This window comes from Methanococcoides mangrovi, assembly GCF_052057775.1.
In the GTDB taxonomy this organism is placed as follows: Archaea; Halobacteriota; Methanosarcinia; order Methanosarcinales; family Methanosarcinaceae; genus Methanococcoides.
This window is the reverse complement of sequence record NZ_CP195121.1, coordinates 282,897-308,318: the sequence shown is the minus strand read 5'-3', so window position 1 is coordinate 308,318 and position 25,422 is coordinate 282,897. Positions and strand designations below refer to the sequence as shown.

Annotated in this window: 27 protein-coding genes; 11 read left to right on the top strand and 16 right to left on the bottom strand. The window is 47.8% G+C overall.

Features of this window, described 5'->3' with window-relative positions; all coding sequences use genetic code 11:
- Positions 1 to 42: 42 nt before the first annotated feature.
- Positions 43 to 594, top strand: coding sequence for a sensor histidine kinase (locus ACR3I3_RS01595; protein WP_440952830.1), 552 nt, complete (start codon positions 43 to 45; stop codon positions 592 to 594).
- Between the two features lie 14 nt (positions 595 to 608).
- On the opposite strand, the gene ACR3I3_RS01590 is transcribed toward ACR3I3_RS01595, so the two are convergent.
- On the bottom strand, positions 609 to 1,787 hold the full coding sequence (locus tag ACR3I3_RS01590) for a cysteine desulfurase (protein ID WP_440952829.1): 1,179 nt from the start codon (positions 1,785 to 1,787) through the stop codon (positions 609 to 611).
- Between the two features lie 43 nt (positions 1,788 to 1,830).
- On the bottom strand, positions 1,831 to 1,986 hold the full coding sequence (locus ACR3I3_RS01585; RefSeq protein ID WP_440952828.1) for a hypothetical protein: 156 nt from the start codon (positions 1,984 to 1,986) through the stop codon (positions 1,831 to 1,833).
- Positions 1,987 to 2,143: 157 nt separating this feature from the next.
- On the opposite strand from ACR3I3_RS01585, the gene ACR3I3_RS01580 reads away from it, so the two are divergent.
- Together ACR3I3_RS01580 and ACR3I3_RS01575 are read left to right on the top strand one after the other, a co-directional pair.
- The gene (locus tag ACR3I3_RS01580) at positions 2,144 to 3,421 is read left to right on the top strand and encodes a YcaO-related McrA-glycine thioamidation protein (protein WP_440952827.1); all 1,278 of its coding nucleotides are present in this window, start codon (positions 2,144 to 2,146) and stop codon (positions 3,419 to 3,421) included.
- Between the two features lie 4 nt (positions 3,422 to 3,425).
- Positions 3,426 to 4,076 (top strand): TfuA-related McrA-glycine thioamidation protein, encoded by a 651-nt coding sequence (locus tag ACR3I3_RS01575; protein WP_440952826.1) that lies wholly within the window; start codon positions 3,426 to 3,428, stop codon positions 4,074 to 4,076.
- A gap of 3 nt (positions 4,077 to 4,079) precedes the next feature.
- On the opposite strand, the gene ACR3I3_RS01570 is transcribed toward ACR3I3_RS01575, so the two are convergent.
- The 3 genes from ACR3I3_RS01570 to ACR3I3_RS01560 form a co-directional block, all read right to left on the bottom strand.
- Positions 4,080 to 4,529: a metal-dependent transcriptional regulator gene (locus ACR3I3_RS01570; protein ID WP_440952825.1), complete on the bottom strand. Its 450-nt coding sequence runs from the start codon at positions 4,527 to 4,529 to the stop codon at positions 4,080 to 4,082.
- Between the two features lie 55 nt (positions 4,530 to 4,584).
- The gene (nudC, locus tag ACR3I3_RS01565) at positions 4,585 to 5,433 is read right to left on the bottom strand and encodes an NAD(+) diphosphatase (protein WP_440952824.1); all 849 of its coding nucleotides are present in this window, start codon (positions 5,431 to 5,433) and stop codon (positions 4,585 to 4,587) included.
- A 65-nt stretch (positions 5,434 to 5,498) separates the two neighbouring features.
- On the bottom strand, positions 5,499 to 6,791 hold the full coding sequence (locus ACR3I3_RS01560; protein ID WP_440952823.1) for an MgtC/SapB family protein: 1,293 nt from the start codon (positions 6,789 to 6,791) through the stop codon (positions 5,499 to 5,501).
- Between the two features lie 161 nt (positions 6,792 to 6,952).
- Between ACR3I3_RS01560 and ACR3I3_RS01555 the strand changes: the two genes are divergently transcribed.
- On the top strand, positions 6,953 to 8,380 hold the full coding sequence (locus ACR3I3_RS01555) for an MBL fold metallo-hydrolase (RefSeq protein ID WP_440952822.1): 1,428 nt from the start codon (positions 6,953 to 6,955) through the stop codon (positions 8,378 to 8,380).
- A 17-nt stretch (positions 8,381 to 8,397) separates the two neighbouring features.
- Here ACR3I3_RS01555 and ACR3I3_RS01550 read toward each other — a convergent pair whose 3' ends face one another.
- From ACR3I3_RS01550 to pylS, 11 genes are all read right to left on the bottom strand, one after another.
- Positions 8,398 to 8,778 (bottom strand): NifB/NifX family molybdenum-iron cluster-binding protein, encoded by a 381-nt coding sequence (locus ACR3I3_RS01550; protein WP_440952821.1) that lies wholly within the window; start codon positions 8,776 to 8,778, stop codon positions 8,398 to 8,400.
- A gap of 90 nt (positions 8,779 to 8,868) precedes the next feature.
- Positions 8,869 to 9,525: an MBL fold metallo-hydrolase gene (locus ACR3I3_RS01545; protein ID WP_440952820.1), complete on the bottom strand. Its 657-nt coding sequence runs from the start codon at positions 9,523 to 9,525 to the stop codon at positions 8,869 to 8,871.
- Positions 9,525 to 10,097 (bottom strand): DUF1847 domain-containing protein, encoded by a 573-nt coding sequence (locus ACR3I3_RS01540; protein ID WP_440952819.1) that lies wholly within the window; start codon positions 10,095 to 10,097, stop codon positions 9,525 to 9,527. Before ACR3I3_RS01540 ends, ACR3I3_RS01545 begins: the two co-directional genes overlap by 1 nt.
- A 38-nt stretch (positions 10,098 to 10,135) precedes the next feature.
- On the bottom strand, positions 10,136 to 11,005 hold the full coding sequence (locus ACR3I3_RS01535; protein WP_440952818.1) for a nucleotide-binding protein: 870 nt from the start codon (positions 11,003 to 11,005) through the stop codon (positions 10,136 to 10,138).
- On the bottom strand, positions 11,002 to 11,859 hold the full coding sequence (locus tag ACR3I3_RS01530) for an ATP-binding protein (RefSeq protein ID WP_440952817.1): 858 nt from the start codon (positions 11,857 to 11,859) through the stop codon (positions 11,002 to 11,004). The genes ACR3I3_RS01535 and ACR3I3_RS01530 overlap by 4 nt, the downstream gene beginning before the upstream one ends.
- An 8-nt stretch (positions 11,860 to 11,867) precedes the next feature.
- Positions 11,868 to 12,245, bottom strand: a complete 378-nt coding sequence (locus tag ACR3I3_RS01525) for a NifB/NifX family molybdenum-iron cluster-binding protein (protein ID WP_440952816.1) — start codon at positions 12,243 to 12,245, stop codon at positions 11,868 to 11,870.
- A 405-nt stretch (positions 12,246 to 12,650) separates the two neighbouring features.
- Positions 12,651 to 13,682: a methylcobamide:CoM methyltransferase MtbA gene (gene mtbA / locus ACR3I3_RS01520; RefSeq protein WP_440952815.1), complete on the bottom strand. Its 1,032-nt coding sequence runs from the start codon at positions 13,680 to 13,682 to the stop codon at positions 12,651 to 12,653.
- Between the two features lie 206 nt (positions 13,683 to 13,888).
- Positions 13,889 to 14,668 (bottom strand): 3-methylornithyl-N6-L-lysine dehydrogenase PylD, encoded by a 780-nt coding sequence (gene pylD / locus ACR3I3_RS01515; protein ID WP_440952814.1) that lies wholly within the window; start codon positions 14,666 to 14,668, stop codon positions 13,889 to 13,891.
- A 12-nt stretch (positions 14,669 to 14,680) separates the two neighbouring features.
- Positions 14,681 to 15,763, bottom strand: a complete 1,083-nt coding sequence (pylC, locus tag ACR3I3_RS01510) for a 3-methylornithine--L-lysine ligase PylC (RefSeq protein WP_440952813.1) — start codon at positions 15,761 to 15,763, stop codon at positions 14,681 to 14,683.
- Between the two features lies 1 nt (position 15,764).
- On the bottom strand, positions 15,765 to 16,817 hold the full coding sequence (gene pylB, locus ACR3I3_RS01505) for a methylornithine synthase PylB (RefSeq protein ID WP_440952812.1): 1,053 nt from the start codon (positions 16,815 to 16,817) through the stop codon (positions 15,765 to 15,767).
- Between the two features lie 10 nt (positions 16,818 to 16,827).
- Positions 16,828 to 18,063: a pyrrolysine--tRNA(Pyl) ligase gene (pylS, locus tag ACR3I3_RS01500; protein ID WP_440952811.1), complete on the bottom strand. Its 1,236-nt coding sequence runs from the start codon at positions 18,061 to 18,063 to the stop codon at positions 16,828 to 16,830.
- Positions 18,064 to 18,574: 511 nt separating this feature from the next.
- On the opposite strand from pylS, the gene cobD (ACR3I3_RS01495) reads away from it, so the two are divergent.
- From cobD (ACR3I3_RS01495) to ACR3I3_RS01465, 7 genes are all read left to right on the top strand, one after another.
- On the top strand, positions 18,575 to 20,071 hold the full coding sequence (gene cobD, locus ACR3I3_RS01495) for a threonine-phosphate decarboxylase CobD (RefSeq protein WP_440953725.1): 1,497 nt from the start codon (positions 18,575 to 18,577) through the stop codon (positions 20,069 to 20,071).
- Positions 20,072 to 20,129: 58 nt separating this feature from the next.
- The gene (locus ACR3I3_RS01490; RefSeq protein ID WP_440952810.1) at positions 20,130 to 20,735 is read left to right on the top strand and encodes an NTP transferase domain-containing protein; all 606 of its coding nucleotides are present in this window, start codon (positions 20,130 to 20,132) and stop codon (positions 20,733 to 20,735) included.
- 175 nt (positions 20,736 to 20,910) lie between these two features.
- Positions 20,911 to 22,407 carry a threonine-phosphate decarboxylase CobD gene (gene cobD, locus ACR3I3_RS01485; RefSeq protein ID WP_440952809.1) on the top strand — a complete coding sequence of 499 codons (1,497 nt, stop codon included), beginning with the start codon at positions 20,911 to 20,913 and terminating at the stop codon, positions 22,405 to 22,407.
- Complete coding sequence (locus tag ACR3I3_RS01480; RefSeq protein ID WP_440952808.1) at positions 22,404 to 23,399, top strand: cobalamin biosynthesis protein; 996 nt, start codon at positions 22,404 to 22,406, stop codon at positions 23,397 to 23,399. The genes cobD (ACR3I3_RS01485) and ACR3I3_RS01480 overlap by 4 nt, the downstream gene beginning before the upstream one ends.
- A 20-nt stretch (positions 23,400 to 23,419) precedes the next feature.
- Positions 23,420 to 24,004 (top strand): alpha-ribazole phosphatase CobZ, encoded by a 585-nt coding sequence (cobZ, locus tag ACR3I3_RS01475; RefSeq protein ID WP_440952807.1) that lies wholly within the window; start codon positions 23,420 to 23,422, stop codon positions 24,002 to 24,004.
- Positions 24,001 to 24,816 carry an adenosylcobinamide-GDP ribazoletransferase gene (cobS, locus tag ACR3I3_RS01470; protein WP_440952806.1) on the top strand — a complete coding sequence of 272 codons (816 nt, stop codon included), beginning with the start codon at positions 24,001 to 24,003 and terminating at the stop codon, positions 24,814 to 24,816. The genes cobZ and cobS overlap by 4 nt, the downstream gene beginning before the upstream one ends.
- Entirely contained in the window at positions 24,801 to 25,418 is a 618-nt protein-coding gene (locus ACR3I3_RS01465; protein ID WP_440952805.1) for an NTP transferase domain-containing protein, read from the top strand. Before cobS ends, ACR3I3_RS01465 begins: the two co-directional genes overlap by 16 nt.
- Positions 25,419 to 25,422 lie beyond the last annotated feature (4 nt).

The following is a 25,422-nucleotide window of genomic DNA, read 5'->3' as shown; positions in this document are numbered from 1 at the left end:
CACTTCTTTCTCTTTTTTCTAATTATCCAGTGTTTGTTCTCCATGGACGTATGTCTCATCAACTACATATTATCTGTATCAAAGATCGAAGCCGGTAAGATGGAACTTCATGTTGATGAATTCATGGTGTTCGATGCTATCAATGAAGTCGAAACAATGATGGGACCGATCGCATCTGAGAAAGGAATTGACCTTAGATCCTATATTGACATTGAAGCTCCTATAAAAGCAGATCAGATAAAGTTCAAGCCGATCATTTACAACCTTGTGAGCAATGCCATCAAATTCAGCGATAACGGCGGAACGGTATCGATCGATGGGAATATGTCTGAGAACTTTATGCATATCTCTGTAAAGGACCGCGGAATTGGAATTTCTCCGGAGAATCAGGAGAAATTGTTCCAGCCTTTTTACCAGGTCGATTCGTCTATCTGCAGGAAAGTTGGAGGTAACGGTCTTGGTCTTGTTATTGTAAAGAAATATACAGAAATGCATGGTGGCTATGTACGGGTCGAGAGTAAAGAAGGTGAGGGAAGTACCTTCACTGTTTCTCTTCCATTCGATGGGGCAATCGGTGCCATCCCTGAGCAATAAGGTGTTATAATAGCTCATGCGAGCATTGTGATCTGCTCGACACCCTCTGCAAGTGAGTCTACTTCATCCTCTGTATTGTAGAGTGCAAATGATGCCCTTACAGTACCTTCAACTCCGAGCATGTCCACGGATGGCATGGCGCAGTGGTACCCGCTGCGGACACAGATCTTCCTGGTCTCGTCCAGTATCATGGCAACGTCATGCGGGTTCATGCCTTCCACATTGAACGGGACCACGCCTGCCCTGTCCTTCGGGCCATAGACATCCACGCCTTCTATCTCTCCAAGACGCTTTGTCGCATACGCTGCCAGTTCCTTCTCGTGCTTTTCGATATTCTCCACACCGATCTCCTGAACGTACTCAACAGCTCTGCCAAGGCCTATGACTCCCGGTATGTTCGGTGTGCCCGCTTCGAACTTTGAAGGAGAAGGTTCAAGCTCATAGCTTTCTGTGGTTACTGCATGGACGGTGCCTCCGCCAATGTAGATGGGTTCGAGCACATCAGGCTCTTTGATACACAGGACACCTGTACCCTGCGGACCGAGCAACCCCTTGTGTCCGGGTGTGGCAAAGAAGTCGCATCCGATCTTTTTGACGTCAACGGCCATGTGTCCTGCAGATTGTGATCCGTCCACAAGGACCATTGCCCCTCTCTTCTGTGCGAGCTGTGTGATCTTTTCAACGTCCCTTATTGATCCAAATACATTGGAAACGTGATTGACAGAGACAAGCCTGGTCCTGTCTGTGATCGCATCATCCACTTCCCGGGGGTCCACGCACCCTTCCCTGTCTGATCCGACGATTGTGACCTCCACACCCCTTTCCCTTAATCTCATCCATGGGAGCAGGTTTGAGTGATGCTCGACAAGGGTTGTGACAACATGGTCTCCTGCTTTCCATTTTAGTCCGAGGGCCACCATGTTTATGCTCTCGCTTGCATTTTTGGTCAGGACTGTGTTCTCAGGGGAGGTGTTCAGAAATTCTGCGATCCTGTCCCTGGCATCCTCGTAGTTATCAGTGGTCTGGCGGGCGAGCCTGTGGGCTCCTCTGCCATGATTTGCTGCGTATTTGAAGAAGTAATCGTTCATGGCATTGACTGCCGGAACAGGCGTCTGGGTTGTTGCGCCGTTGTCCAGATAGATCACTTCATCAAGGACGGGAAAATCTTTGCGTACGGAATGAATGTCATACATGGATTTCCTTACGCAAGATATCTAAAAATATGTTTTGCAGGTTTTATTTTGCCAGCATTCCACCGAGGATAAAATTGTAAAGTTCCATCTCCTCAGCGTCCAGTTTTTCAGTGGTGTGGCCACTTATTACTGAATGGTATGTCCCGTCTTCTTCACGCCTGCTATATCTATCACTTTTTTTCGTGATATTTCTCATCATCTGTTACCTCCTGTCTCTTCAATTTACGTCTTAAAAATCAAGTCCTATTAAAGGACTTAAACGCATATTTACGTTGTTATATTATATATGTGTTTCTGTTCACCATGTTCTCAAGTTTGTCGTAAGGGTTATAAGTTGCAAAGGACTTCCGATAAACATGTCCCACATCCCAATCGATCGATCATTACAGTACATGGATGGTACTCAGCGTGTCTTTGATGAGGAGACGACCCTTGGTAACACAAAACCTCATCTGGAAGAGATAGGTGTCACAAGGATAGCCAGTATCACCGACCTGGACCGCATCGGGATCCCGGTGTTCTCTGCCATAAGACCAACAGCGTCCGAAGGTGCTATCTCTATATATTCCGGTAAAGGAGCTACCGAAGGCCAGGCAAGGATCTCAGCCATGATGGAGAGCTTTGAGAGATGCCTTGCAGAGCGTGTGGGTGTAAATGCTGATATAACTGAGGGTGTGGCTGCAGAAGAGTTCATTGAGTCGGTCGGGAAAGCCTCCGGGAAGCATGAGCTTGTCGATCCCCACATCCTTCTCCTGGCTGAATCTCTATCTCCTGAAAGTCTGGTCGAATGGACGCAGGGCTGGGACCTTCTACGTGAGAAGGAGGTCTTTGTTCCTTCTAATGCCGTATATCATCCTTATGATTCTCCCGGAATGTCTGCAAAGCTTTTCAGGAGCAACACCAACGGACTCGCTTCCGGCAATGTTATCGAGGAAGCGATACTCCACGGCCTGCTCGAGGTTATCGAAAGGGATGCACTGAGCATTGCCGAGTTCAACAGGAACCCGGGTAAGCAGATAATCCTTTCCGAAGATGACGGTACCAATTATGAGCTGCTCAAAAAATTCGAATCCAACGGGATACAGCTCAAGCTATGGCATCTTCCGCATGACACAGGCATAACATCTGTTGTGGCAGCAACGGATGATCTTGATCTTAAGGACCCTGCCCTGCTTGTGATGGGTGCAGGTTCCCACCTGAGACCTGAGATCGCAATAAGAAGGGCCATCACCGAGGCAGCACAGTCAAGGGTCGTACAGATACACGGTGCCCGTGAGGACACTGACAGAGAGTCCTTTGTCAGGCAGATCGGCTATGAGCGCATGAAGAGAATGAACGGGTTCTGGTATGAGGATGCAGACACCATCACCACCGCTGAACTTAATGATCTCTCCAGGTCAACTCCTGCCGGGAACATCGAGGTCGTACTGGATGAACTGCGCAAGGTCACGGACAGCGCTATTGTTGTCAACCTTTCCCGCAGGAGTGTGGGTGTTCCGGTGGTCAGGGTCATTATTCCCGGATTCGAGCAATATACCCTTGACCGCGAACGTGTCGGACAGCGTGTGAGAAAAGGAGCCAAGAGAGCTTCATCCGAGAAACCCTGGAAGAGAAGGTTCGGAAAGCAAAAGTGATCCTATGAGAGCTGTTGTTTTCGCAGGTACCAGTATCAGTCATGAGGATGCAAAAGAGGTCCTCGATGCCGTTTACCTCCCTCCTGTGGCAAGGGGTGATGTGGATAAGGTTGCCGGTCAGGGTTATGATGTGATCGGCATCATCGATGGCGTTTTCTTTGACAGGGCTGCAGTGGCTCACAGGGAGATCATCCGTGCAATGAAAAAAGGAATCAAGGTCGTTGGTGGCTGCAGCATGGGTGCATTGCGGGCTTCCGAGCTTGATGTTCACGGCATGATCGGGGTCGGTACTGTCTATGGCTGGTACAGGGATGGTGTCATCGAATCTGACGACGAGGTTGCAGTGACAACAAATCCAGAGACCTTTGAACAGGTCTCACTGCCGCTTGTAAATATAAGAGAGACCTTCAGGAAAGCAGTTGATGAAGGGCTTATTGATAATGAGACCTGCAAAGGGCTGATCAAGATAACAAAAGGGATCCACTATCCTCGGAGAAGTTATCTTGGCATCATAAAAAAAGCAGTTGAGGATGGATTGCTAAATGATGTGGAACCACTGCTTGGCTATTGCAGGAACAATGCATCGGACGTGAAAAGGGAAGATGCAATTCTTGTCCTGAAGAAGGTCAGAGAGATACTTGAAGCAGGAGAATGAGGTTCATTCCTCATGGACTTCGTGATGTCCATGGTCCAGATTGCAGTTGTCGTGCTCGATCCTTCCGCAAACCCCGAAGGTGGGATGACCCATTGATTCACAGATCGTGTTAATTGCCTTTTTTGAGACATAGGCCTCGAACCTTGCAACCTCTGTGCATGATTCTTCCGCAGTGAGCCCATAATGGTTAAGCATCAGGCTCAGGATCCTGTGTCTTCTCAGCAGGAAGTGCGCATATTCCTCCCCTTTTTCCGTAAGACTGAATCCCCTGTATGGCACATGGTTCACATATCCGGATGAGGCCAGCTCATTGATCGCCTTTGTAATGGTGGAAGGGTCAACGTTCATGTGCTCGGAGATCTCATTGGTGCGCACATTTTCCCCTCTCTCATATAGGTACTTTATGTACTCGATCTTCTTTGGTGACAGTTCCAGCCCGGTCATATCGTCCATATGGAAGGTTATGCACGTATTTATATAAAATTTGCGTACTCCCCAAAAAGTGATTTCATTCTTTCGCTGCGTGCTCGTCCAGGAAATGATCTATGAGTGCCCTTGAGATGCTCTTCTTTTGTGGAAGCTTTGGTATATCTTCCACATGGAACCAGGCTGCATCCTCTATCTCTTCAGGATCGATGCTGATATCCCCTTCCGCAAAGTTAGCTGTAAATCCTATCATAAGCGATGAGGGGAATGGCCAGGGCTGGCTTGCAAAATATGTCAGGTCCTTTACGGAGACCCCTACCTCCTCCCTGATCTCCCGATGGGCAGCATGCTCGATAGTCTCTCCTGCTTCCACAAAACCGGCCACAAGCCCATAGACGCCTTCGGGGAAGTTCTTTGATCTTGCCATCAGTAGGTGCTCGTCCTTTTCTATGAGCACAATAACGGCAGGACTTATCCTGGGATATGCAATATGGCTGCAATTTTGGCATTGCATTCCTGTCTCTACCGGGACATATTCCGTGTTTCCGCCACAGAGTCCGCAGTATCTGTGAGTGCGGTAAAAATCGGCCATCTGGACTGCCCTGGATGCAATTCCAAGCATCTCCTCATCGACCATTCCATAAAGTTCGTGAAGGTCGAAGTACTGCATATCCGGTTCGCAGAACTCTTCTTCCAGTTCAAAACAGTAACATGGGATCTCTTTGATGGTCCCTATGTAGATTACTTCGGTCCCGTTTATGGAGTTCTCTTCCGGCAGGTATTCAAAATAGCTCTCCGGCCGACTTAAAGTATCTATCAGTATCCTTCTCCTGTGGACCGGGAAGTAGAGCGCTTTTCCTTCTGGGTTGTTCTCATTTCCGTGGAACTCCAGTTCTTCGGTGGCAAAAGAAGGTCTGTAATGAGGGTTCATAACATCTCTCCATGAGATATCGTCCTTAAAGGAGTTAACGCCCGAAATGTTCTCCTGGCAATTCTTCAGAATATCGGGTAGCCAGCATAACGGTTCCAGAGGTAGAGGGATGCTATTCCCACAGAAGCTATCAGTAAAAGTGTGTTCCTTGACCGGCAATATAGCTCCTTTGATCCGGATATCCTTATCAGTACCAGCTTGTTGAGGGTGCTGATTATCCCTGCGATAACTGCTGTCTGTGCAGCTATTGTGTATGAAACGTTCCCTGAGAATGCCAGTGCTGCCACCGAGGCGGTGACCGCAGAACTGCTTACAAGTCCTCCGAGGGCGGAAGCGTAGACACCGGTATCGCCAAGGAACTCACTTGATATGCTTGTGATCACAAGCAGGATGGTAAAGATCGCACCGAACCTGAAAGCAGGTTTAAGCGCAAATGGTGAACCGATCTCCAGTGGTTCGGTCATGATATTGTACTTTTTTCTTCTTATCACCACGATACCTATGGTAAGTATGAGCATTGCCAGTTGTGGAGGCAGCATCATTATCATGGTACTTGCACCGGGATCTACTATCAGTGCGATCAGGGTGTTGCTGATTATCATGGAGATGTTCGACATCAGTATTCCGATATACAATGCATCTATCAGGCTGGACCTGTTCTTTGACATAGTCGCAAGTGCAGCGGTCGTCGCCTCGCTGCTTATGAACCCTCCAAAAAGTCCTGAATAAGTGATTCCTCCGCGTGTCCCGAATCTCTTGAGGGAAACATAGCTCACAAAACCTATGAACATGACAAGCACTACGATAAGTATGGCCGATTTCAGGTTCAGCACACCCATTACAGGCTCTGCAGGCATCAGTGGATAAAAGATAAAGGCAACAACAAGGAACTGGACAGCATTGAGTATTTCCTCATCTGAGAGGTGCTGTGCAAAGGAGTGAAGTGGTTTTTTCTCGATCAGCATAAAAGTGATGAGCACACCTATGATTATCGCAAAGAGGTAATATCCTCTGGCTACCATAACCCCAAGCAGGTATGTTGAGAACAGTGCAAGAGAATTTTTCATTCCGAATTGCCCGGTAGCGGCATATGTTATGTATATCAGTAAGAAACTGGAAGCAGCTACCAGTGCAGTGGCTATCAGAAGTATGGAGGTCTCCATCATATCTGCAACATAGGTTGCGAGCATGCCGCTAAGACATACTATTGCATAAGTGCGGACGCCGGCAAAGACCTGCTGGTCCTTGCGGCGGTGCTCCCTTTCGATTCCTATAAGTATTCCGATAAGCAGGGACAGTACAGCTTTTGTAAGGAATTCGTATAGTACAGGTTCCAGCCCTATTTCAAATGTCAGCACAATGCAGCCCCCGAAAAAGTGAAGGGATCCTATTTTCGATCACTTTGTATTAATAATATATATCCCATGAACCCTTATAGTATTTTTGAAGGTCATCATTTAAGTAGTTATTAAGGGAATTAACGATCATGATGGCTTAAATAGGGTGGGAGGTCCTGTATTTGATCATCAGGCAGATATTTACAGACGGAATAGCTCATAGTTCATACCTTCTTGGCGGGAACAATACATGCGCAGTGATCGACCCGGATCGTGATATCGATGCTTACATGGATGTTGCTTCTGAGATGGGCTGGATGATCACCCATGTACTTGAGACTCATCTTCATGCGGATTTCATTTCCGGTCACATGGAGCTCCTGGAAAGGACCGGTGCCACGATAGTGGTTCCCTCTTCTGCTGATCCCAGCTTCGATGCCATGGAAGTGTCGGAAGGAGATTCCTTTGAGATCGAGGACATGATAATAGAGGTCCTGGAAACTCCCGGACACACACCGGAACATGTTTCCTACGTTGTCACTGACAGGTCACGGGGTGAGCTTCCTGTCTGCGTATTCTGCGGTGACTCTCTTTTTGTTGGCGATGTTGGCAGGCCGGACCTGTTTCCGGGAAGGGCAGAAGAGCTTGCTTCAAAGCTCTATGACAGCCTGCATGATAAACTTCTGAAGCTGCCCGATTTCTGTGAGGTCTATCCTGCACATGGTGCAGGTTCCCTGTGCGGGAGGTCCCTAGCTGCAAAACGCAGCACGACCATCGGTTATGAGAGACTTTACAATTATGCATTGAACACAGATGGACGGGATGATCTCATCCATTCGCTTACGGAGGATATGCCAGCCGCCCCTGACCATTTCAGCAGGTGCAGTGAGGTCAACAGGAGGGGGCCTGAACTGCTCGGGAAACTCCCTCCGCTGAGAGCTTTCCCTCCGGCAGGTTTCAGTAAACTGGCAGAGGATCCGGAGAACATCGTCCTTGATATCCGCTGCTATGAAGCATTCGGAGGCCGTCATATCCCGGGTTCATACAGCATTGACCTTAAGAGCAACTTCGCGACGTTCACCGGCTGGCTGCTCCCTCCGGACAGGAACATATTGCTGGTGACAGATTCCCCTGAGAATGCATCGGAAGCAGCAGTCTGGCTCCACAGGGTAGGTCTTGACAGGATCCTGGGGTTCCTTGAAGGCGGTATGCATGCATGGGCCATGGCAGGTCTTCCCACAGAACACCTCTGTCAGGTATCAAGCCCTGAGCTCGACAACATGGTGAGGGATGATGAAGAGTTCGTCCTTGTGGATGTCAGGTCGCCTTCTGAGTTCAGTTCAGGACATATCGATAAAGCTGTCAACATCCCGGTGGATGAGATAAGGCATTCCTATAAGGAACTTGATCCTGAGGCAAAGACCCTGGTGATCTGCGGAAGCGGACAACGTTCAAGCATGGCTGCGAGCATACTGCAACAGAACAATTTCAGTGATGTCCACAACGTTTCCGGTGGGATGACAGGTTACAGTGCTGCAGGATTCGGCCCCGATTGTCCATTGTGCGCTCTTCCCTGGATATCTTCCGGGAAAGAAAAGAAGGTTGAATAAAATAAGCTGTGGGGCCTTCAAAGGCTATGCTGCGTAAGCCCGAATCCCCTGTCCTTGTTCACATTTACGCTCCCGGCCCGGTACAATTTTCCTGATCTCCAGGAATCGATCGCTTCCTGTACCGTACCGTCAGCACCTACGAAGATGTCTATATCATTTTTGTTCAACAGGTCCACGATCTTCTGGCCGACCCCGGAACACAGTACGATATCAACTCCTGCCTTCACCAGCAGCTCATGGGGAAACCCCTTTCCACCCACATGGACACTTGTGTTCTCCATGACCTCAACTTCTTCTGTCTCACTGTCATAGATCGTGTAAGTCGCAGCTTTTCCGAAATGAAGATCGACATCATCTTCCAATGCGCCTTTTTCCGTACTGGGTATAGCAATTTTCATGTTCTCACCTTTTACGGGGGGAATATGTTCTCATTGTTTGATATACTTCCGCATGGGGGAATGTCTGGCCCGAACGATCCTGCGGGAAATTCAGATATTGATAACGTATCCAGCTTCAATTGGAACAAAAGTATCCGGAGATCTGTTCCTGATCGTCTCAATGCACGATGTACAGTGTCCGGCACCGATAAGTTCCAGTCCTTCCAGAAGGTCGTATTCCCTGCTGTCGTGCAGGCCTCCGATGATGCCACGAACTTCTCCTTCTGAAGCTGCTTCTCCGATTATGGCTTCCAGTCCGGGGTGCGCACATCCTGTTATAATGTAAATGCCGTTTGCTGTTTCCAGCATCAGAGACTGCTCTTTAGGATCGTTCCCGAGTTCACCTGTAGAAAAGACGTTGTTGCATATCCTGCACTTTTCGGTGACCTCTTGTAGGTTGGAGTGTGATGCGATCTCAGTTTTAAGTTTCGCGGAAAATGATGCGGGGACGAAGACCTCAATGTTCCTGCTGCTGTTCAATATCACCGGCAGGCCACCGATGTGGTCCCAGTGCTGGTGGGAAAGCACGAGAATATCGAGATCCTCGGCAGGTATGTTCAGCTCTGATAGATTGTGCCTTAAAGCACAGCCGTCCCATCCGGTGTCAAAAAGTATCTTCTTCTCCCCGGTATTGATAAAACAGGAAAATCCCCACCCTTTCCTGAGAGGCTCTTTTGCTTCATTATCATAGACAATGGTGATCCTCATCACTTGTTCCCCATTCCGAAACGGTTCCTCTGGTAATACCCGGAATAAAGCGCTCCTGCGGGATTGTGTGCAAGGACCCTGTCCTTTACAATGAACGTTGTGACAGGTGCTTCGGAATACTTGTTGAACATTATATCATGGCCCATGCAGAGTCCCACGATGATGTTAAGCTCTGTTGCTGCCCTGTTAAGCATTGTTGCCTGAGCTATCGGGTTACAGGTCGTTTCCCTTCCTTCCCTTATCTTTTCCAGTCCGTATTCATCCTTGTCCACGCCACATATCTTGCAACATGTGGACTCTACCAGGAAGTCCTTCTCGAGTATCTGGCAGAGGATACCTGCCTCATTTTCCAGACCCAGACAAAAAGCGACGCCAAGCTTGCGGTATCCCATCTCTTTTGCAAAAAGGATCAGCTCTTCAAGCCTTGTTTTTTCCATATAGTAGTTAGCCTCGATCTTTGAGGCTGCCTTCATCATGTCCAGATCATCTCCTATATACTCAGGCCGGACTTCCCTGGGCGTGCAATCCTTTCCCTGCCTGCACCTTCTTGTCTTGCAGGATGCGCATTTCATCGTATCTTCACCTTTACAGCATTGATTTCCTTTATCGATCACTGAGTTGCATCGAGTTCTTCTTTCACCGTTCTCCAGATGCTTTTAAGGTTCTCTGTGAACTCATTGTCAGCATATTCTATGACGGTCTTTTTCCCGATCATTGCCCTGTTCGGGATGGTGTCATAGGGAAGCTTTCCTGCTACCATTATGCCATTTTCCCTGCATGAACTCTCGATCTGTTTTGTGTTCTCTTCATTTATATTATATTTATTGATGCAGACCATGGCTGGAATATTGAAGTGATCGGTCACCTCTATTATTCTTTCCAGGTCGTGTATCCCGGATACGCTTGGTTCCGTGACAATGAGGGCGAGGTCAGCACCGGTGATCGTGGCAATTACAGGGCATCCTGTTCCCGGAGGTCCGTCATAGATAACAAGGTCGGATCTCTCTTCCTTTGCAATGGATAAGGCATGCTCCTTTACTGAAGCTACCAGCTTACCGCTTGCTTCTTCTCCTATCATCAGCTCTGCGTGGACCATGGGTCCATATCTTGTCCTTGAACTGAACACAGTTCCTGCGGGGTTGTCTGCCATTGTGATGGCATCTTCAGGGCACACGTATTCGCAGACCCCGCAACCTTCACATTTACATTTGTTTATCGAATGGTCCGGGTAGATGGCATCGAACTTGCAGTTCTCTATGCAAAGGTTGCAACCGGTACATTTCTCATTATCGATGTCTGCAATGTCCATTCCGTGGAAATCAAAGGTTTCCATAACCTCAGGTTCCAGAAGCAGGTGCATATTTGGGGCATCAACATCACAATCTGCTATCACACTGTTCCCGGCAAGCGATACAATTGCGGCAGTAACGGTAGTCTTGCCGGTTCCGCCTTTCCCGCTTATGATGACCAGCTGTTTCATGCTTCTACCTCCCTGCCGTATCTCTCCTTTATGGAATCGTAGAGCTGTATGAACTTGTCTTTCCAGTCCTCCATCTCCTGCACAAAAGGAATGCCTTCTGAATAGAGCTGTGCTATCCTGGTGTCCTGTGGTATCTTCATGAGGATATCGATACCTTCAGCAATGCAATATTCTTCCACGCTGTCATCACCGCTTCCGCTTCGGTTGATAAGCACTCCGTGAGGTATGCCGAGGGTTCTGGCGACCTCCAATGCCAGTTTCAGGTCATGCAATCCAAAAGGAGTTGGCTCTGTTACAAGAATGCAGTAATCGACGTCCTCAAGAGTGGTCAGCACCGGACATGCAGTGCCAGGAGGTGCATCAATGATGTTTGTTCTGCCAGGATCTATGCTCTTTTTCAGTTCAGCGATCACAGGGGATGCCATGGTCTTGCCGATATCCAGCAGGCCTTCATAGATCTCAGGACTTGTTTCATCTCCTGCAAGACTTTTCCTGATGGTTCCTGTGACGATCTCACGCTTTTTTATAGCTCCTTCCGGACATACCAGCATGCATCCTCCGCAACTGTGGCATAGTGAAGGGAATGTAAGGATCTTGTTCGGAAGGGTTGCGATCGCATTGAAACGGCAGAAGTCTGAACATTTTTTGCAATATGTGCAATCTTCTTCCACAATTTCAGGGATCTCGGATACCACTTCTGCGATCGGTTCAAGTTCCTTTTTCAGGAACAGGTTGCAGTTAGGTTCTTCAACATCGCAGTCAAGAAGTCGGACATCCTGAAGCGAAAGGGCAAGGTTCGCCGCGATGGTTGTCTTGCCGGTTCCCCCTTTTCCGCTTGCTATTGCGATCTTCATGATATCATTCAGTGGTGATGATCATGGTCGTGATCGTGGCCCTGGCAGATGTTCTCGCTGTCTGGTCTGTCAAGGTTGCCCTCTCTCCAGTCGGAGATCGCTGTTCCCACAGTTCCCTGGGCTCCGACGAAGACCTCGATACCAAAATTGGAGAACATGTTGACCGCTTTTGCTCCAAGTCCTCCGCAAAGCATTATATTGACACCGGCATTGGATAGGAGTTCAGGTGGAAGTCCAACACCGCCGTTGTGCTGGCTTGTGTTGTCTATGACCTGGACTTCATCTGTCTCTGTATCAAGTATCGTATATACCGGAACCATTCCGAAGTGCTGTCCGACAAGGTCTTCTAATCCGCCATTTTTTGCAGAAGGTACACATACTTTCATCTTTTTACCTCTTATTGTATCATTTGATTTATTATGCACATATATGAGGAATTATTTAATTGTTATGGGTTACACTTATATATTTATTCTCTTTTGTACCTATAATCTCCTGTTGTCAGTGAACTGTATGGGATCAGTTCAGCTTCTGGTTACCATGGTGGCAGACCTGAACTTCTCAGTATGTGGTCCCTTCTCTCTTTCTCTAATATTCGCCAAAAGTTCCCGGGTTCCGGACCTATTCCGGAGAAGTTATTCCTGAACTCTGATGTCAGATAACAAACAGCCCAAAATGGATGTGATGACGGGAAAGGTTCAGGTTAGAACCGAATTTAGAACAGAATTCAGAAAAGAATCCGGTCTGAATGTAAGATCAATTAAAAAAAGAAATGGAAAAAAGAATTGGACTTAGTAAGTCCAAGTCTTTGCGACCTCGATCATTGCCTGGAGGTTCTCGGTTGGGGTCTGGCTTACTGTACCGCAGCCAGGTGCGAGAAGTCCCTTGCCATCGAGCTCTTTGAGTACTCTCTCGGACTCTGCTTTGACGAACTCTGGGGTCTGGTTCCAGAGGCAGTTGACTGGGTCAAGGTTACCGACGATGAGTGCCTTCTCGACCTTGCTGACTGCTGTTGCTGCGTTGACGTTCTGGTCAACACTGATTGCGTCTACACCACAGGTCTCCATGAGTGCAAGACCTTCTGTTGTGTCACCACAGATGTGGAGTACAGCTGGTACACCCTTCTCGTGGAGTGCGTCAATGAGCTTCTGGTGGAATGGTACTACGAACATCTTGTAGAAGTCTCCGCCAATAAGCTGGTAGCTTGCTGTTGGGTCAATGATTGAGAATACGCATGCACCAGCTTCGACCTGTGCGAGTGCGTACTTGATGGAGAATTCTGTTGCGAATTCCATTACTTCAAGACCGTATTCCTGCTTTGTCATGATGTCCATGAACCAGGAGTCACCGGTAAGGTGCTGTGCGAGGGAGAAAGGACCGATCATACTTCCGATGATTGGGACTTCGTCTCCATATTTCTCTTTGAGGATCTTGATTGCGTCGAGGACGATAGAGGTTCTCTTTGCTGGGTCTGCGACATCGTATCCCTCGAACTGTGCGAGGTCATCAAGGCTCTTTACAACGTGGCTGATGACGGATGGCTGCTGTACCTTTGTACCGTCCTTGATTCCACAGCCGAAGAACTCTGCTTCTGCGGTGATGTCGAATGGGACACGGATCGCTTCGAAACCGACAACGGTGTGACCTGCTTCTGAGAGTGCAGCGAGCTGCTCTGCATCATAGTTTGCTTCTGGCCAGTATACGCCAATTGCTTCCATCTGGTCTACTGTACCGGTCTGTGTGACACAGATAGCTGGCATCCTGTCAACTTTCTCTCCCTGCAATACGCGGACTAATCTTTCCTTCTGTGTGTATTCGGACATTTACATTCTCCTTTATACTAAATCCTTTATAATCACTAAAAAGGTACTTACGCTATGTATTTGCTGTATATATACCTTTTTGTTTGTTAAAAATCAAATGCAATAGTCGCATTAGTCAAGTGTGGTGGATTTATTTCGGCTTTTTTTGATGTGGTTTTGGCAGGCATTTCTTCCTGCCATCACATCATAATTTCTTCAATAACTTCTTAAAAAACAGAGTAGAGCATTGCTGCCACTCCAATTACCAGTGGCTCCATGACAAGGTCAATGTCATACTTCTCAACGAGCTCATCCGGCAGGGCGCACGGGATGCCCGGGGTTGACACAAGGCAGCGTTCTGCGATCATTCCTTCTGATATCGTGTTGGGATTTGGTGTTGCTTCGAACACCATAGAGAACTTCCCTGGATTTTCAATATCTACTGCCTTGACACCAAGTTCTTCTATTGCCCTGTTCATGAACTCGGTGTTCGGGTCATACGCATAGACATTGAACCCTTTTTTCACAAGGTGTGCTGCGCCTGCATATCCGACACGTCCCAGGCCTATAACAAGAACATCCTTTGAATCAGCGTATTTGTACCTTGAAGCGATCTCTGAGTAGATCACACCGGTACATACATGGTTGGTCGCAATTTTTCCGTTGCTCAGATTGTGTGCAATGAAAATGTGGTCGTCTGCCATCAGTATGATGTCTGCTCCGTCGGCTACTGCCTGATAATATCCGGTCATGTCCGGGTGATCGGTTATGGATCCCTCAAGGCCGAAATATTCGGATATAGCAAGCAGGGATGAGGAGAAGTTCCCGATGATGCCGTTTCCGGCAGTAATGGGTACGATGCCCACTTTCTGGTTACCGGGCTTTGTGCCATAGACTTCCTCACATATCTCTGCGATGTCCTTCCCGGTGGCTTCCTTGATGATCTCGTTGTTCGTGTTGAGCTTGTTAAGCAGGTCTTCCAGGTCTTCAGGTGTCAATAATGCCATAGTTATCACTTCTTATGATCCGTAATGTTTTCCGATATGTATGATCGCTCTGTTGCGTGCTGATCGTGCGGCGTCTTCGTCGATACCCTTTGAGATGAGGGTGAACACGATATCCCTGCCTTCACTCCTGAATATCTCAACCCCGTCCTCTTCGTGGAAGATATCATAGGTATCTCCCATGGACAGTACATGTTCTCCCACAGGGACAAGTTCTCCCTCTTTCAGCAACAGGTGCTCAAAGATGCAGTATCCTTTCTCAGGTGCTCTCTCTATCTCATTAACGCCGCCGTTGAATGCCTGCATGAGCATCTCAACAAGGTTGATGCCGCTTGAATGGTAAACAGCCGTTGGTGTCTGGCTTGGGAATCGGGCATCGATCTCCAGTACCTTAAGTCCTCTGTCGGATGCGATCGCCTCCACATCCATGATGCCTTTCAGGTTGAGATTTGCCGCCAATTCGTATGATATCTTCCTGAACTCCGGGTCATGGTCGATGGGAGTTATCATATGGCAATCATAGGTGTCATCGATGTGCACCTTTGTTTCCTTCACCACTGCAAAATGTTCTCCATCTCCGATGATCTCCAGTGATACTACATCACCTTCCAGGTATTCCTCTATCATCATGGACGGGTCAAGCCCTTCGAGCTCACTCTCGTCGTAGATGATCTTTGTCCCGATACTGCTGCTCTCACATGGAGGCTTTACAAAATAAGGCGGTTGGGACGGTTTATCATCAGGAGTAGGTACTCCGATGGATACAAAATATTCCTTGGACCTTTTTTTGTCCATGCTGATGTGGTATGCATCAAAATCAAAGAGAACGGGACATTCCAGCTTACTGCTGATATCCCTGATAAAGTCAAGTGTCTCAAGGTTCTCATTGACTGGAATTACAGCATCGACATCCTTTGAGATGCCGATGAAGCGGTCAGGTTCCTGAATTATGTCAAAACAGTGGAACTCATCAACAACATTGCGGATAAGGGGCTTGCTGTTCCGGTCTATCAGAACGACTTTCATCCCCGCTTTCCTGGCAAGATAGCTCACTTCGAAGCCCTGGAGTTTTCCCCCTATTAAACATATCGTCGTCATCCTATCGCCCCAACAACTTCTCGAACTCGCTTTGCTGCGCAGGCTCCATGCCCATTGTCTTCAGTCTGGCGACGACACTCCTCACATCCCTGTCCCTCTCGGCATGTTCCCTGTCATAGTTGACAACACCTTCCAGGGATGAGTTTGAAGATATGATGGATGTGACGACATTCGCTCCGGCGTTAAGCCTGTGTACCATCCCGTCGATTCCTTCAAGGTCCAGTGATGCCGGGATCAGCTTCTCGGGGTACATTAGGCGAAGTATTGAGATGATCTTAAGTTCTGAGTCACAGCCCTTTACTTCTTTTCCTTCCAGTGGTGTTCCCTGCTGTGGCAGGAAAGTCATTACACGCACCATGTCGGGGTTGGAAGTGGCAAGTCCTCTCAGTGAGATCAGCATGGACTCTGTGTCAGGTTCAACCTCTGCGAGGATTCCATCCTCCACACAGTATCCCATTTTTTTTGCATGGTTCCTTGAATTGATCCTGCCTTCAAATGACTGGTCAACTCTCAGCTGCCTGTACAGTTCCATATCATAGGTTTCTTGGTACAGCGCAAGGAAATTGGCACCATTCTCCTTTAGCAGTTCAAGGGTATCATCGTCGACAACTCCGGGTGACACCATGATCGGCTTACCTACCTCTTCCTTTACGATCCTTACGATCTCAGCAAGCCTTTCCGGCTTGTTGTGGAAATGGGGGTCCTCTCCCATGGTAAGGTCCACCATGTGGACACCCTCAGTCTTTATGACCTGGCAGATCTTCCTGATATCCTCCGGATCCAGTCTGTATCTTTCGATCTCATTGGAATTCCTGTAGTAACAGAAAGCACATTTGTTCTTGCAGTGTGTGGAAAAGTACACAAAGCTGTACATGAACACCTTATTTCCGAAGAAATGGTCTCTGATATGTCGTGCCACATAATGCAGTTTCTCAATCTCATCAGGGCTGCCTGTCTCAAGAAGGCTCCTGATATCATCATCGGACAACTGTGACCCGGCTATGATCTTTTCTGCATAGTTTTCCAGGTCCTTATTATCCATATTCTCAAACAAGATATTCACCTCATAGGTTGGTAATTATTCCGTTGTAGTACAGTTCGGACCTGCTTGCACGGCGTATGTTGGCATAGTTATGCTTGACCTTAAGCAGTCTTTCCAGCCCGAAACCTGCACCTATCCATGGCTTATCGATCCCCCATTCCCTGTCAAGGGGTATTGGTCCGACAACCGCTGAGGACAGCTCCAGGTCTCCATGCATCACATCAATGGTATCTCCATAGACCATGCAGTCATCTGCCTCTATCTGATATTCGATGTCCAGGTACTCAAGGAACTCACTAATGATGCCCTCCAGTTCCTCTCTTGTGCAGTTGGATCCCATCTGGCAGAAGTTCAGCATGGTGAACTCTTCCAGGTGCCTGCTGCCATCTGACTCCTTGCGGTAGCATGGCCCGATCTCGAATATCCTTATGGGGTCAGGGAGTACTTTGTCCAGCTTGCGCAGGTAGTTGTACAGGCATGGTGCCAGCATTGGTCGCAGGCACATGTTCTCTCCAACACGGAATATCTGCTTGTAGAGGTGATCATCCTTGTCGATGCCCATTCTTTCCACATATTCGAATGGTATCATTATAGGGGATTTGATCTCAAGGAATCCTCTTTCCACAAAGAACTCGGTGATCGTCCTTTCAAGTTTTCCAAGACGGTCTTCTCTGTCCTCTTCATACATCTTCCTGAGGTCTTTGCGCCGTCTTTCAAGAAGCTCCTTCTCAATATCCTTGAATTCAGGCAGATCTCCCTGCACCGGGATCCTGTCCTCAGGAGCCATCAGGGTCTTCAGCCTTTCGATCTGGGAAGGTGAATACTTGACTTCCGGTTTTTTGTCCTTCTCCGCTTTTACTTCAGGGGCAGGTGCTGTCTCCTGCGTGGTTGTCGGAGTTTGTGCTGATACTGAAACGGATCTAACAACAGCTTGTTTTGGCTTCTTGGGAGTCTGCTTATCTGTAGAGAACACACTAACGGTCTGTCCTTTCTCCTTGAAGGTCTTCTTAACAAAACGATTGATCTGCTCGTCACTTGGACGACAGCGTTTGCAAGGCTTACGGTACTTGTTGTTCCTTAGTGACCTTGCAGAACGGCTGGATCTGGAATTCCTTACTGTGAACCGGGCACCGCAATCGGTCTCGATGTGAAGGTGATTCCTTGTGACCTCTAAGTTTTTAATCCCATGAAGTAATCCGCTTCGCGAAAGCCAGACTCCGTTGAGTCCGACTAGAACATCCAGTAATTGCTTTTCCATAGGCCTAAGCTCCTATCGCGAAACACTTCATATTATCATCATCCTTTACTTTCACCCGATGTATCGTACATAAGGGTGTTATATGTTTTGATGGAAAGCCATGTCCATCTGGCGGAAACTCCGGGAATCTAACCCGGCTGAACGGATTTAGAGTCCGTTCGATCTACATGATCAAGTCTCCATGATGAGTAGGATATTGCTCTTTATGGATACTCTGGCTTTCCCAAACATATTTGTGGCAGGGTCCGGGATGTTCTATCATCCTGCACTTCCACAACTACTCTCAAATTGCAGGGTTCCATATTTAAGAATTTCGCATTGATCGTTTTTCTGCAGATACTATCTGCAAATGTTTGGTATTTTTCCTTTAAAGACCGATCGGCAATAACCACAATTGCTTATCTTGTCTGTATGTAGTTTCGATCCTATGTATGAATTGACAGGTTCCTAAAGAAAAATTTACATAAATTAATATAGCTTTTGTTCCTATCATAGGACGATTAACGTGAAGATGAATCTGGAAGACGAAATCAGTTTACCTCTCAAAGAACATATTATTGGTCTTGTGCCTGCATCGCATGGCGGTCTTGTGCGCAAGGCATCACAGGAATATGGGATCGAAGAGTCCGAGATCATTGATATGAGCGCAAGCCTGAACCCTTACGGCAGCCCGTTCGATCATCCGGAGTTCGGTCTTGACCTTTCTTCTTTATTTGAAGCTTCAAAACCGGGAATGTATCATTACCCCGACAACCGTTACCTGTTGTTCAAGGAAGCTGCAGCACGCTTCCTTGGTGAAGGTATAGATGCTGAGAACATCATCCCCGGCAATGGTTCATGTGAGACCATCCGGCTTGTTGCAGAATGCGTTCTGGGTAAAGGCGACACTGTGGGGATACCCCAGCCTACATTTGATGAGTATGAGCAGCAGTGCAGGGTGATGGGTGCGAACATCCGTTACTTTGAACACGAGGGCCTGATGGACATCTCTGATGAGGCACTGCAGGATATCAGGATCCTCTTTGTCTGCAACCCCAACAATCCTACTGGTAAACTTCTATCAAGGGATGAAGTACTTGGCCTTGCAGCACGCTGTGAGGCAAACAGCACTCTGCTGTTCGTCGATGAAGCTTTCATCGAACTTGCTGACCCTTCACAGAGCGTGGCTGACGTAGCAGCGACCAATGATCATATCTTTGTACTCCGCTCCCTCACCAAGAACTTCGCAATACCGGGCATACGCCTTGGATTTGGTGTGGCATCCGGGAAAATGGCTGCTGCACTGAACACAGCAAGACTCTCCTGGAACCTTGGTTCCACTCCCGATGTCGTTGGCACTGCCCTTCTGGACATGGAGGGAGGCTGTAACAGCAGATACCTGGTGGAATCCCGCAATTTGATTGAGAAGGAGAGGCTTCATCTGGTGGAACGTCTCTCCGGTATCTATGGTTTCAAACCCCTTCCAAGCACGGTGAACTATGTCCTTGTTGATATCAGCGAACTTCTCATTGATTCGGTGGAACTTACGGAAAGGCTTGCTTCACATGGTATCCTTGTAAGGGACTGCAGCTCTTTCTACCTGCTCGATAAGGATTACATAAGGATAGCTGTCCGTACACGGGCCGAGACCGACAGGCTGATCCATACTATAGGTGATGTCCTGACGGAGTCCGGAAAGGACTATGCTGAGGAAAAATTAAAGGAGACGATCGAGTGTGCAGCTTCCGGAGAACCCGCATCCCGGAGCACATGTCAATATTATCCGTGCCATTTCCAGTGTCAGGACTGCACGTTCTGTTTCTGCCCGTTCTATCCCTGTGAGGATCCCCGTACAGGGGGCAAGTGGATAGACAGCACTACCGGAAGCAAGGTGTGGAGTTGTGAAGGATGTACTGTTATACACAAGAATGAGGTAGTACAGGATGTTCTTAAGGTCCTCATGCGTGATATCGATACTGAGGACAAACTGAAGGTAGCCTGGGAAAAGGTAGTTGTTCCCTACCTTTGATCATTTTAAAGTTGGATTATCGGAATTATCATGATCGCCTGTATTCCGGAGGTTTGATATGGATGCTATCATTATGGCAGGTGGCCTGACGCAAAGGCTGGGTATGGAGGAAAAAGCATGTGTCATGCTCATGGATAGGCCACTTATCCACTATCTGCTGGACTCCCTTCTTGGTGCAATGCATATAGGCCGTGTGTTCGTTCAGGTATCACCTTATTCCCCGGATACTGAAAGTTGTGTGAAGGACAACTACCATGAAAGGGTCTTTATACTGCATACGACAGGGGACAATTATGTGGGTGATATGGTAAAAGCTGTAAATGATTCCGGATGTGCCGGCCCTGTGATGGTCCTGATGCCTGATCTGCCACTGGTGACCTCCTTGCATATAGATATGATCGCGAAGGCCTATGATGAATGCGACTTCCCTGCGATGTCGGTCTATGCACCTCTCAGGCTGTACAGCGAGCTCGGATTAAGACCGGGTACTGTATTTAACAAAAAGGGTGAGATGCTTGTTCCGGTCGGTATCAATATCCTTGATTCGCAGATCATAGATGAGGAACAGGAAAACTGTGATCACCTTATTGACATTCCTGAAATAGCAATCAATGTTGACTCTGTGGGAAGTCTTCGCAAATGTCAGGAAATGATGTCGAAATAAACGCCTTCCGTATTGGAATCAAACCAATCTGATTTATCACTTTCTTATTTCCTCGGCTATCACTTCGAACACGTGTTGGTTATAGTATCGGGTTTTATTCAATCTGGTATTTCCTTAAAGAAACCTAAATTGAATAACTTAATATATTTGCTCTTCTTTACATTATCCGATAAGCGTGTCACAAAAAAAACAAATCCCTCTTAAAGAGCATGTTGCAGAACTTGCCTGTCCGGCTCACGGAGGCCTGATCCGTGAGATGGCTGACCGTTATGGGATCCCTGAATCGGATATGCTGGACCTGAGCGCCAGCCTCAATCCTCTGGGTAGTCCTTTCGAACATCCTTCCGGTAGCCTCGACCTTGATGCTGTTCTGGAAAAGGCAGCGAAAAGATTCGGTCAGTATCCGGATAACCGCTATCTTGAATACCGCACTGCAGCAGTGAATTTTCTTGGCAACGGCCTTTCGGTCGATAACATCGTTCCGGGAAACGGTTCCTGCGAGATCATAAGGCTCGTGGCAGAGGCCGTACTGGATGAAGGCGATGTTGTGCTCATACCACACCCCACATTTGCTGAATACGAACAACAGTGCAAGGTTGCGGGGGCAGATGTGCGCTACATAAGGCAGGAGGATGTCATGGACCTTTCGGATGATGTTCTTGAAGGCGCAAAGATCCTCTTTGTGTGCAATCCGAACAACCCATCAGGTAAACTGCGTTCCAGGGAAGACCTTCTGAAACTGGCGGAAAGGTGTGCATCGAAACACACACTTCTTTTCCTCGACGAAGCTTTCATTGAACTTGCTGATGATCCTTCACAGAGCATTTCCGATGTTGTCGAGAGCAATGACTATCTTTTCATACTCCGTTCCCTGACCAAGGACTTTGCAATTCCCGGTATCAGGATCGGTTTTGGTATCGCATCAAAAAGAGTATCAGATGCACTCAATACTGCAAGGCTTTCATGGAACCTCGGATCCATTCCGGAGGAGGTCGGTATTGCAGTAATGAGCATGGAAGGTGGATGTGACAGCCCATATCTTGTTCAGTCCCGCGAGGCAATAAAGAAGGACAGGGCGTATCTCATAGAACGCATCTCAAAGATACGCAAGTTCATACCTATAGATACTGAGATCAATTACATTCTCGTGGACATAAGCAACTCAGCATTCGATTCAACTGAACTTACCCGGCGCCTTGCTGCCCATGGCGTGCTTATCAGGGATTGCAGTTCATTCCCGTTCATGGGCAAGGATTTTGTAAGGATAGCTGTAAGGCCTAAGGAAGAAACGGACCGACTCTCACGTGCAATGGGAAAGGTCGTTGTGGAAAAGGCCAGGGAGGATGCACGGTCGGACCTTATTGACATGCTTGAGAGCGGTGATGTGAGGCCACAGGGTCCCAATACCGATTGTCCCTATTATCCATGCCATCATTTCCCCGGACAGGACTGCACGTTCTGTTTCTGCCCGTTCTACAAATGCGAGGATGAACGTACCGGCGGGAAATGGGTGGACCGCTCAAGCGGCGGAAAGGTCTGGAGCTGTGAGGATTGTGTAATAGTCCACAAGAAGGATGTTGTGGAACAGATTCTCAATGAGCTCTCAGGCGAAGGTTCCATGGGAGATAAATTGAAAAAAGCATGGACTAAGGTTCTGGAGCCTCTTCTATGATCGATCTGTTCCTTGCTGATACCGATCATCTCATTTCGGTCCTTCTGCTTGCAACCGCATTTGACCTTCTGATAGGTGAACCGCCAACATCCCTGCATCCGGTGGTCTGGATAGGCAATCTGATAGCTTTCTTCAAAAGATCAGCTCCTGCAACCCACAGGAAGCTCTATGGCGTATTGTTCGCCCTTATTGTCATACTGTTCGCAGCATCAATTGCCGGCGCCGTGCTTTTTATAGCAGATCTGCCTTTCCTGCCGGGTTTTGTTGTGCTTCTGATCGAGGCGTATTTCCTCAAGTCCACATTTGCCATACGCCGCCTTATTGAGGCAGGTATGGAGGTCAATGCCGAACTGGTAAAGGGAGATCTGCCTTCCGCACGTCAGAAACTGTCCATGTATGTCAGCAGGAACACATCACAGCTCAGCGAAGGTCAGGTATCTTCATCCGTTATAGAGACATGTTCGGAGAACTTCGTTGACGGAATATTGAGCCCTCTGTTCTACTATGCGATCCTTGGTCCCTATGGTCTTATAGGTGCATACATCTTCAAGGCAGTGAGCACTCTTGATTCAATGGTGGGATACATGGACGAGAAACACAGGGACCTCGGGTACTTCTCGGCAAAGACCGATGATGTGCTGAACTGGATACCTGCACGTATCTGTGTTGTTTACATTACCCTTGGGTCCGTGCTTGCGGGAATGATCTCTAAAGGGAAGAGGCTTGATCATGGTGGTGCCATCAGATGTGCTACCAGCGACTGCCGTTCCTGTTCGTCTCCAAATTCCGGATATCCGATGGCCGCCGTTGCCGGTGTGCTTGGAGTGCGCCTGGAGAAGCCGAACACCTATGTGATCGGAAAGGACTTTTCACTGCCGGTGGCAGAGGATATAAAACAGGCATCAGTTGTAATAGCTGCAGCATCTGTACTTGCAGTGTTCTCGTTTGCCGTGTTAATCTATATAATATCAGTTATAATCAACTACGTCTAATCATACTATAAGTGATCATCATGAAACTTTCAGATATAGACTCTCAGGACCTGAAAAAGGACCAGCCAAAAGAACTGGATGGTGAGATAACTTCCGATATCATTGATATACTGGAGGAGGAAGGAATAACTGTGGATATGCTTGTGGACACAGCCCTCGAGCTCTATGCCCCGCACCCCGGTCTGGAGACCAGGGAGATCGCAGAAGAGCGTTTCAGAAGGGAGCTTGATATTGCTGTATCTGATGCCAACCTGTGTCTTCTGATCTATTCCGGCATACTTCTGGAAAGGGATGGTGCGAAAGGAAAGCTGCCGAATATCAGCAAAAGTTCTTATGAGAAGGACCTGACCTTCATAATTGCTGATGAGGTCATGGGAATGAGCATTGCCAAATATATCAGTGGTGACAAGGGCATGTTCGAGTTCGTTCGTTTTGATAAAAAGAAGCCTGGGATCCTCTCTCAGTTAGGTCCTTTCATGGATGATATAATAGGTGGTCTTATAGGTGGCGTTTCTGCTAACATGTACACCAGAGGCATGGCGGATGCGGCTGAAGCTGAGAAAGAACGTAAAGCTAAAGAAGTAAGTGATGTGATGGCAGCATGAACAACTTTTTCCTTGCACTTAAGACAAGTTTTGGCTTCCTTTCCACAATACCTGTGGGTATCACCATGGAAGGTCTGGACGAACTGGTAAAACGCAGTTATCTTCAGACATTCGCTGGTGTGGTCCTGGGTATTCTGATCGGGGCCTTTGCTTTCATTACTGAGACCTTCCTGCCGGACCCGATCAGTGCTGTCCTTATCATGGCCTTCATTTACTATCTGACAGGCCTGAACCACCTTGACGGCCTGGCCGATTTTGGTGACGGTGCTACCGCTCACGGGTCGCTGGAAAAGAAGATCAAGGCTCTCAAGGATGTTTCCCTGGGTATAGGAGGTGTCGGTTATGCGGTCCTTACTCTGCTTGCACTCTACGCAGCCATTTCTGCCCTTCAGGCGGAAGCATTGTTCTTCTCTGACAATGCTGCTTTCATAATTGCAGTTTCACTTCTGGTGGCAGAGATCGGCGCCAAGCAGGCAATGCTCACAATAGCCGCATTCGGAAAGCCGATACACGAAGGACTTGGTTCCATGATCATAAACAGCACCACTTTCCCCAGATATGTGCTATCTTTCATCCTCGGTGCATTTGCAAGTGTGCTGGCATTCGGTTCCATTGGTGCGATAGGTTATGTGGCATCTATATTTAGCGCACTTGTCATACTGAACATTTCCAACCGCCACTTCAAAGGTGTGAATGGGGACTGTATCGGAACTTCCAACGAGATCGCACGTGTGATCGTACTGATCGTGATAACCCTTGTGATCATGGCTTCCAATAACGGTTATGGAGGATTTGTTTGGACGCTGTTATAATGGCAGGCGGGCAGGGGCTTCGTCTTGGCATGGGTGAGAAGCCATGTGTCGAACTTCTGGGAAAACCTCTTATAAGCTATGTTATCGATTCTCTGGAAGGTTCTTCACGTATCGACCGTATCTTCGTAGCTGTTTCTCCTTCAACACCTGCTACTGAAGAGCTTGTGGAGGAGAATTATGGTGACCATATACAGGCCATCAATACAGCAGGTGATAACTATGTTGGGGACATGGTGTATGCTGTGGAGAGTGCCGGTATAAATGAGCCTGTCATGATCATTATGTCTGATCTTCCACTTGTGACCCCGGAACTTCTGGACTCGATCGTTGATGCCTATGAGGTCTGTGGGAAATCTTCCATGTCGGTATTCATACCTCTCTCTCTATGCAGTGAGGTAGGCATCAGGCCTGACACTGTATTCAACTGGAGCGGACAACTGATCGTTCCTGCAGGCATCAATATCCTTGATGGAAAATATATCAATGAAGAACAGGAATATCTTAATTATATGCTGGATGATCCTGAGATCGCATTGAACATAAATACGGCAGAGGATCTGAAACGTTGTGAGGATATCCTCAGGGATAGATCTTCGCATTAAAATA

What these genes read in the sequence shown, in the direction of transcription:
- mtbA (WP_440952815.1), bottom strand. Translation starts at nt 13,682, where the DNA reads ATGTCCGAATACACACAGAAGGAAAGATTAGTCCGCGTATTGCAGGGA.
- cobZ (WP_440952807.1), top strand. Translation starts at nt 23,420, where the DNA reads ATGAAACTTTCAGATATAGACTCTCAGGACCTGAAAAAGGACCAGCCA.
- ACR3I3_RS01525 (WP_440952816.1), bottom strand. Translation starts at nt 12,245, where the DNA reads ATGAAAGTATGTGTACCTTCTGCAAAAAATGGCGGATTAGAAGACCTT.
- cobS (WP_440952806.1), top strand. Translation starts at nt 24,001, where the DNA reads ATGAACAACTTTTTCCTTGCACTTAAGACAAGTTTTGGCTTCCTTTCC.
- ACR3I3_RS01540 (WP_440952819.1), bottom strand. Translation starts at nt 10,097, where the DNA reads ATGAAATGCGCATCCTGCAAGACAAGAAGGTGCAGGCAGGGAAAGGAT.
- pylC (WP_440952813.1), bottom strand. Translation starts at nt 15,763, where the DNA reads ATGACGACGATATGTTTAATAGGGGGAAAACTCCAGGGCTTCGAAGTG.
- ACR3I3_RS01590 (WP_440952829.1), bottom strand. Translation starts at nt 1,787, where the DNA reads ATGTATGACATTCATTCCGTACGCAAAGATTTTCCCGTCCTTGATGAA.
- ACR3I3_RS01490 (WP_440952810.1), top strand. Translation starts at nt 20,130, where the DNA reads ATGGATGCTATCATTATGGCAGGTGGCCTGACGCAAAGGCTGGGTATG.
- ACR3I3_RS01480 (WP_440952808.1), top strand. Translation starts at nt 22,404, where the DNA reads ATGATCGATCTGTTCCTTGCTGATACCGATCATCTCATTTCGGTCCTT.
- ACR3I3_RS01535 (WP_440952818.1), bottom strand. Translation starts at nt 11,005, where the DNA reads ATGAAACAGCTGGTCATCATAAGCGGGAAAGGCGGAACCGGCAAGACT.
- ACR3I3_RS01530 (WP_440952817.1), bottom strand. Translation starts at nt 11,859, where the DNA reads ATGAAGATCGCAATAGCAAGCGGAAAAGGGGGAACCGGCAAGACAACC.
- ACR3I3_RS01585 (WP_440952828.1), bottom strand. Translation starts at nt 1,986, where the DNA reads ATGATGAGAAATATCACGAAAAAAAGTGATAGATATAGCAGGCGTGAA.
- ACR3I3_RS01595 (WP_440952830.1), top strand. Translation starts at nt 43, where the DNA reads ATGGACGTATGTCTCATCAACTACATATTATCTGTATCAAAGATCGAA.
- ACR3I3_RS01570 (WP_440952825.1), bottom strand. Translation starts at nt 4,529, where the DNA reads ATGGACGATATGACCGGGCTGGAACTGTCACCAAAGAAGATCGAGTAC.
- ACR3I3_RS01575 (WP_440952826.1), top strand. Translation starts at nt 3,426, where the DNA reads ATGAGAGCTGTTGTTTTCGCAGGTACCAGTATCAGTCATGAGGATGCA.
- ACR3I3_RS01545 (WP_440952820.1), bottom strand. Translation starts at nt 9,525, where the DNA reads ATGAGGATCACCATTGTCTATGATAATGAAGCAAAAGAGCCTCTCAGG.
- pylS (WP_440952811.1), bottom strand. Translation starts at nt 18,063, where the DNA reads ATGGAAAAGCAATTACTGGATGTTCTAGTCGGACTCAACGGAGTCTGG.
- pylD (WP_440952814.1), bottom strand. Translation starts at nt 14,668, where the DNA reads ATGGCATTATTGACACCTGAAGACCTGGAAGACCTGCTTAACAAGCTC.
- ACR3I3_RS01580 (WP_440952827.1), top strand. Translation starts at nt 2,144, where the DNA reads ATGTCCCACATCCCAATCGATCGATCATTACAGTACATGGATGGTACT.
- nudC (WP_440952824.1), bottom strand. Translation starts at nt 5,433, where the DNA reads ATGAACCCTCATTACAGACCTTCTTTTGCCACCGAAGAACTGGAGTTC.
- cobD (WP_440953725.1), top strand. Translation starts at nt 18,575, where the DNA reads ATGAATCTGGAAGACGAAATCAGTTTACCTCTCAAAGAACATATTATT.
- ACR3I3_RS01550 (WP_440952821.1), bottom strand. Translation starts at nt 8,778, where the DNA reads ATGAAAATTGCTATACCCAGTACGGAAAAAGGCGCATTGGAAGATGAT.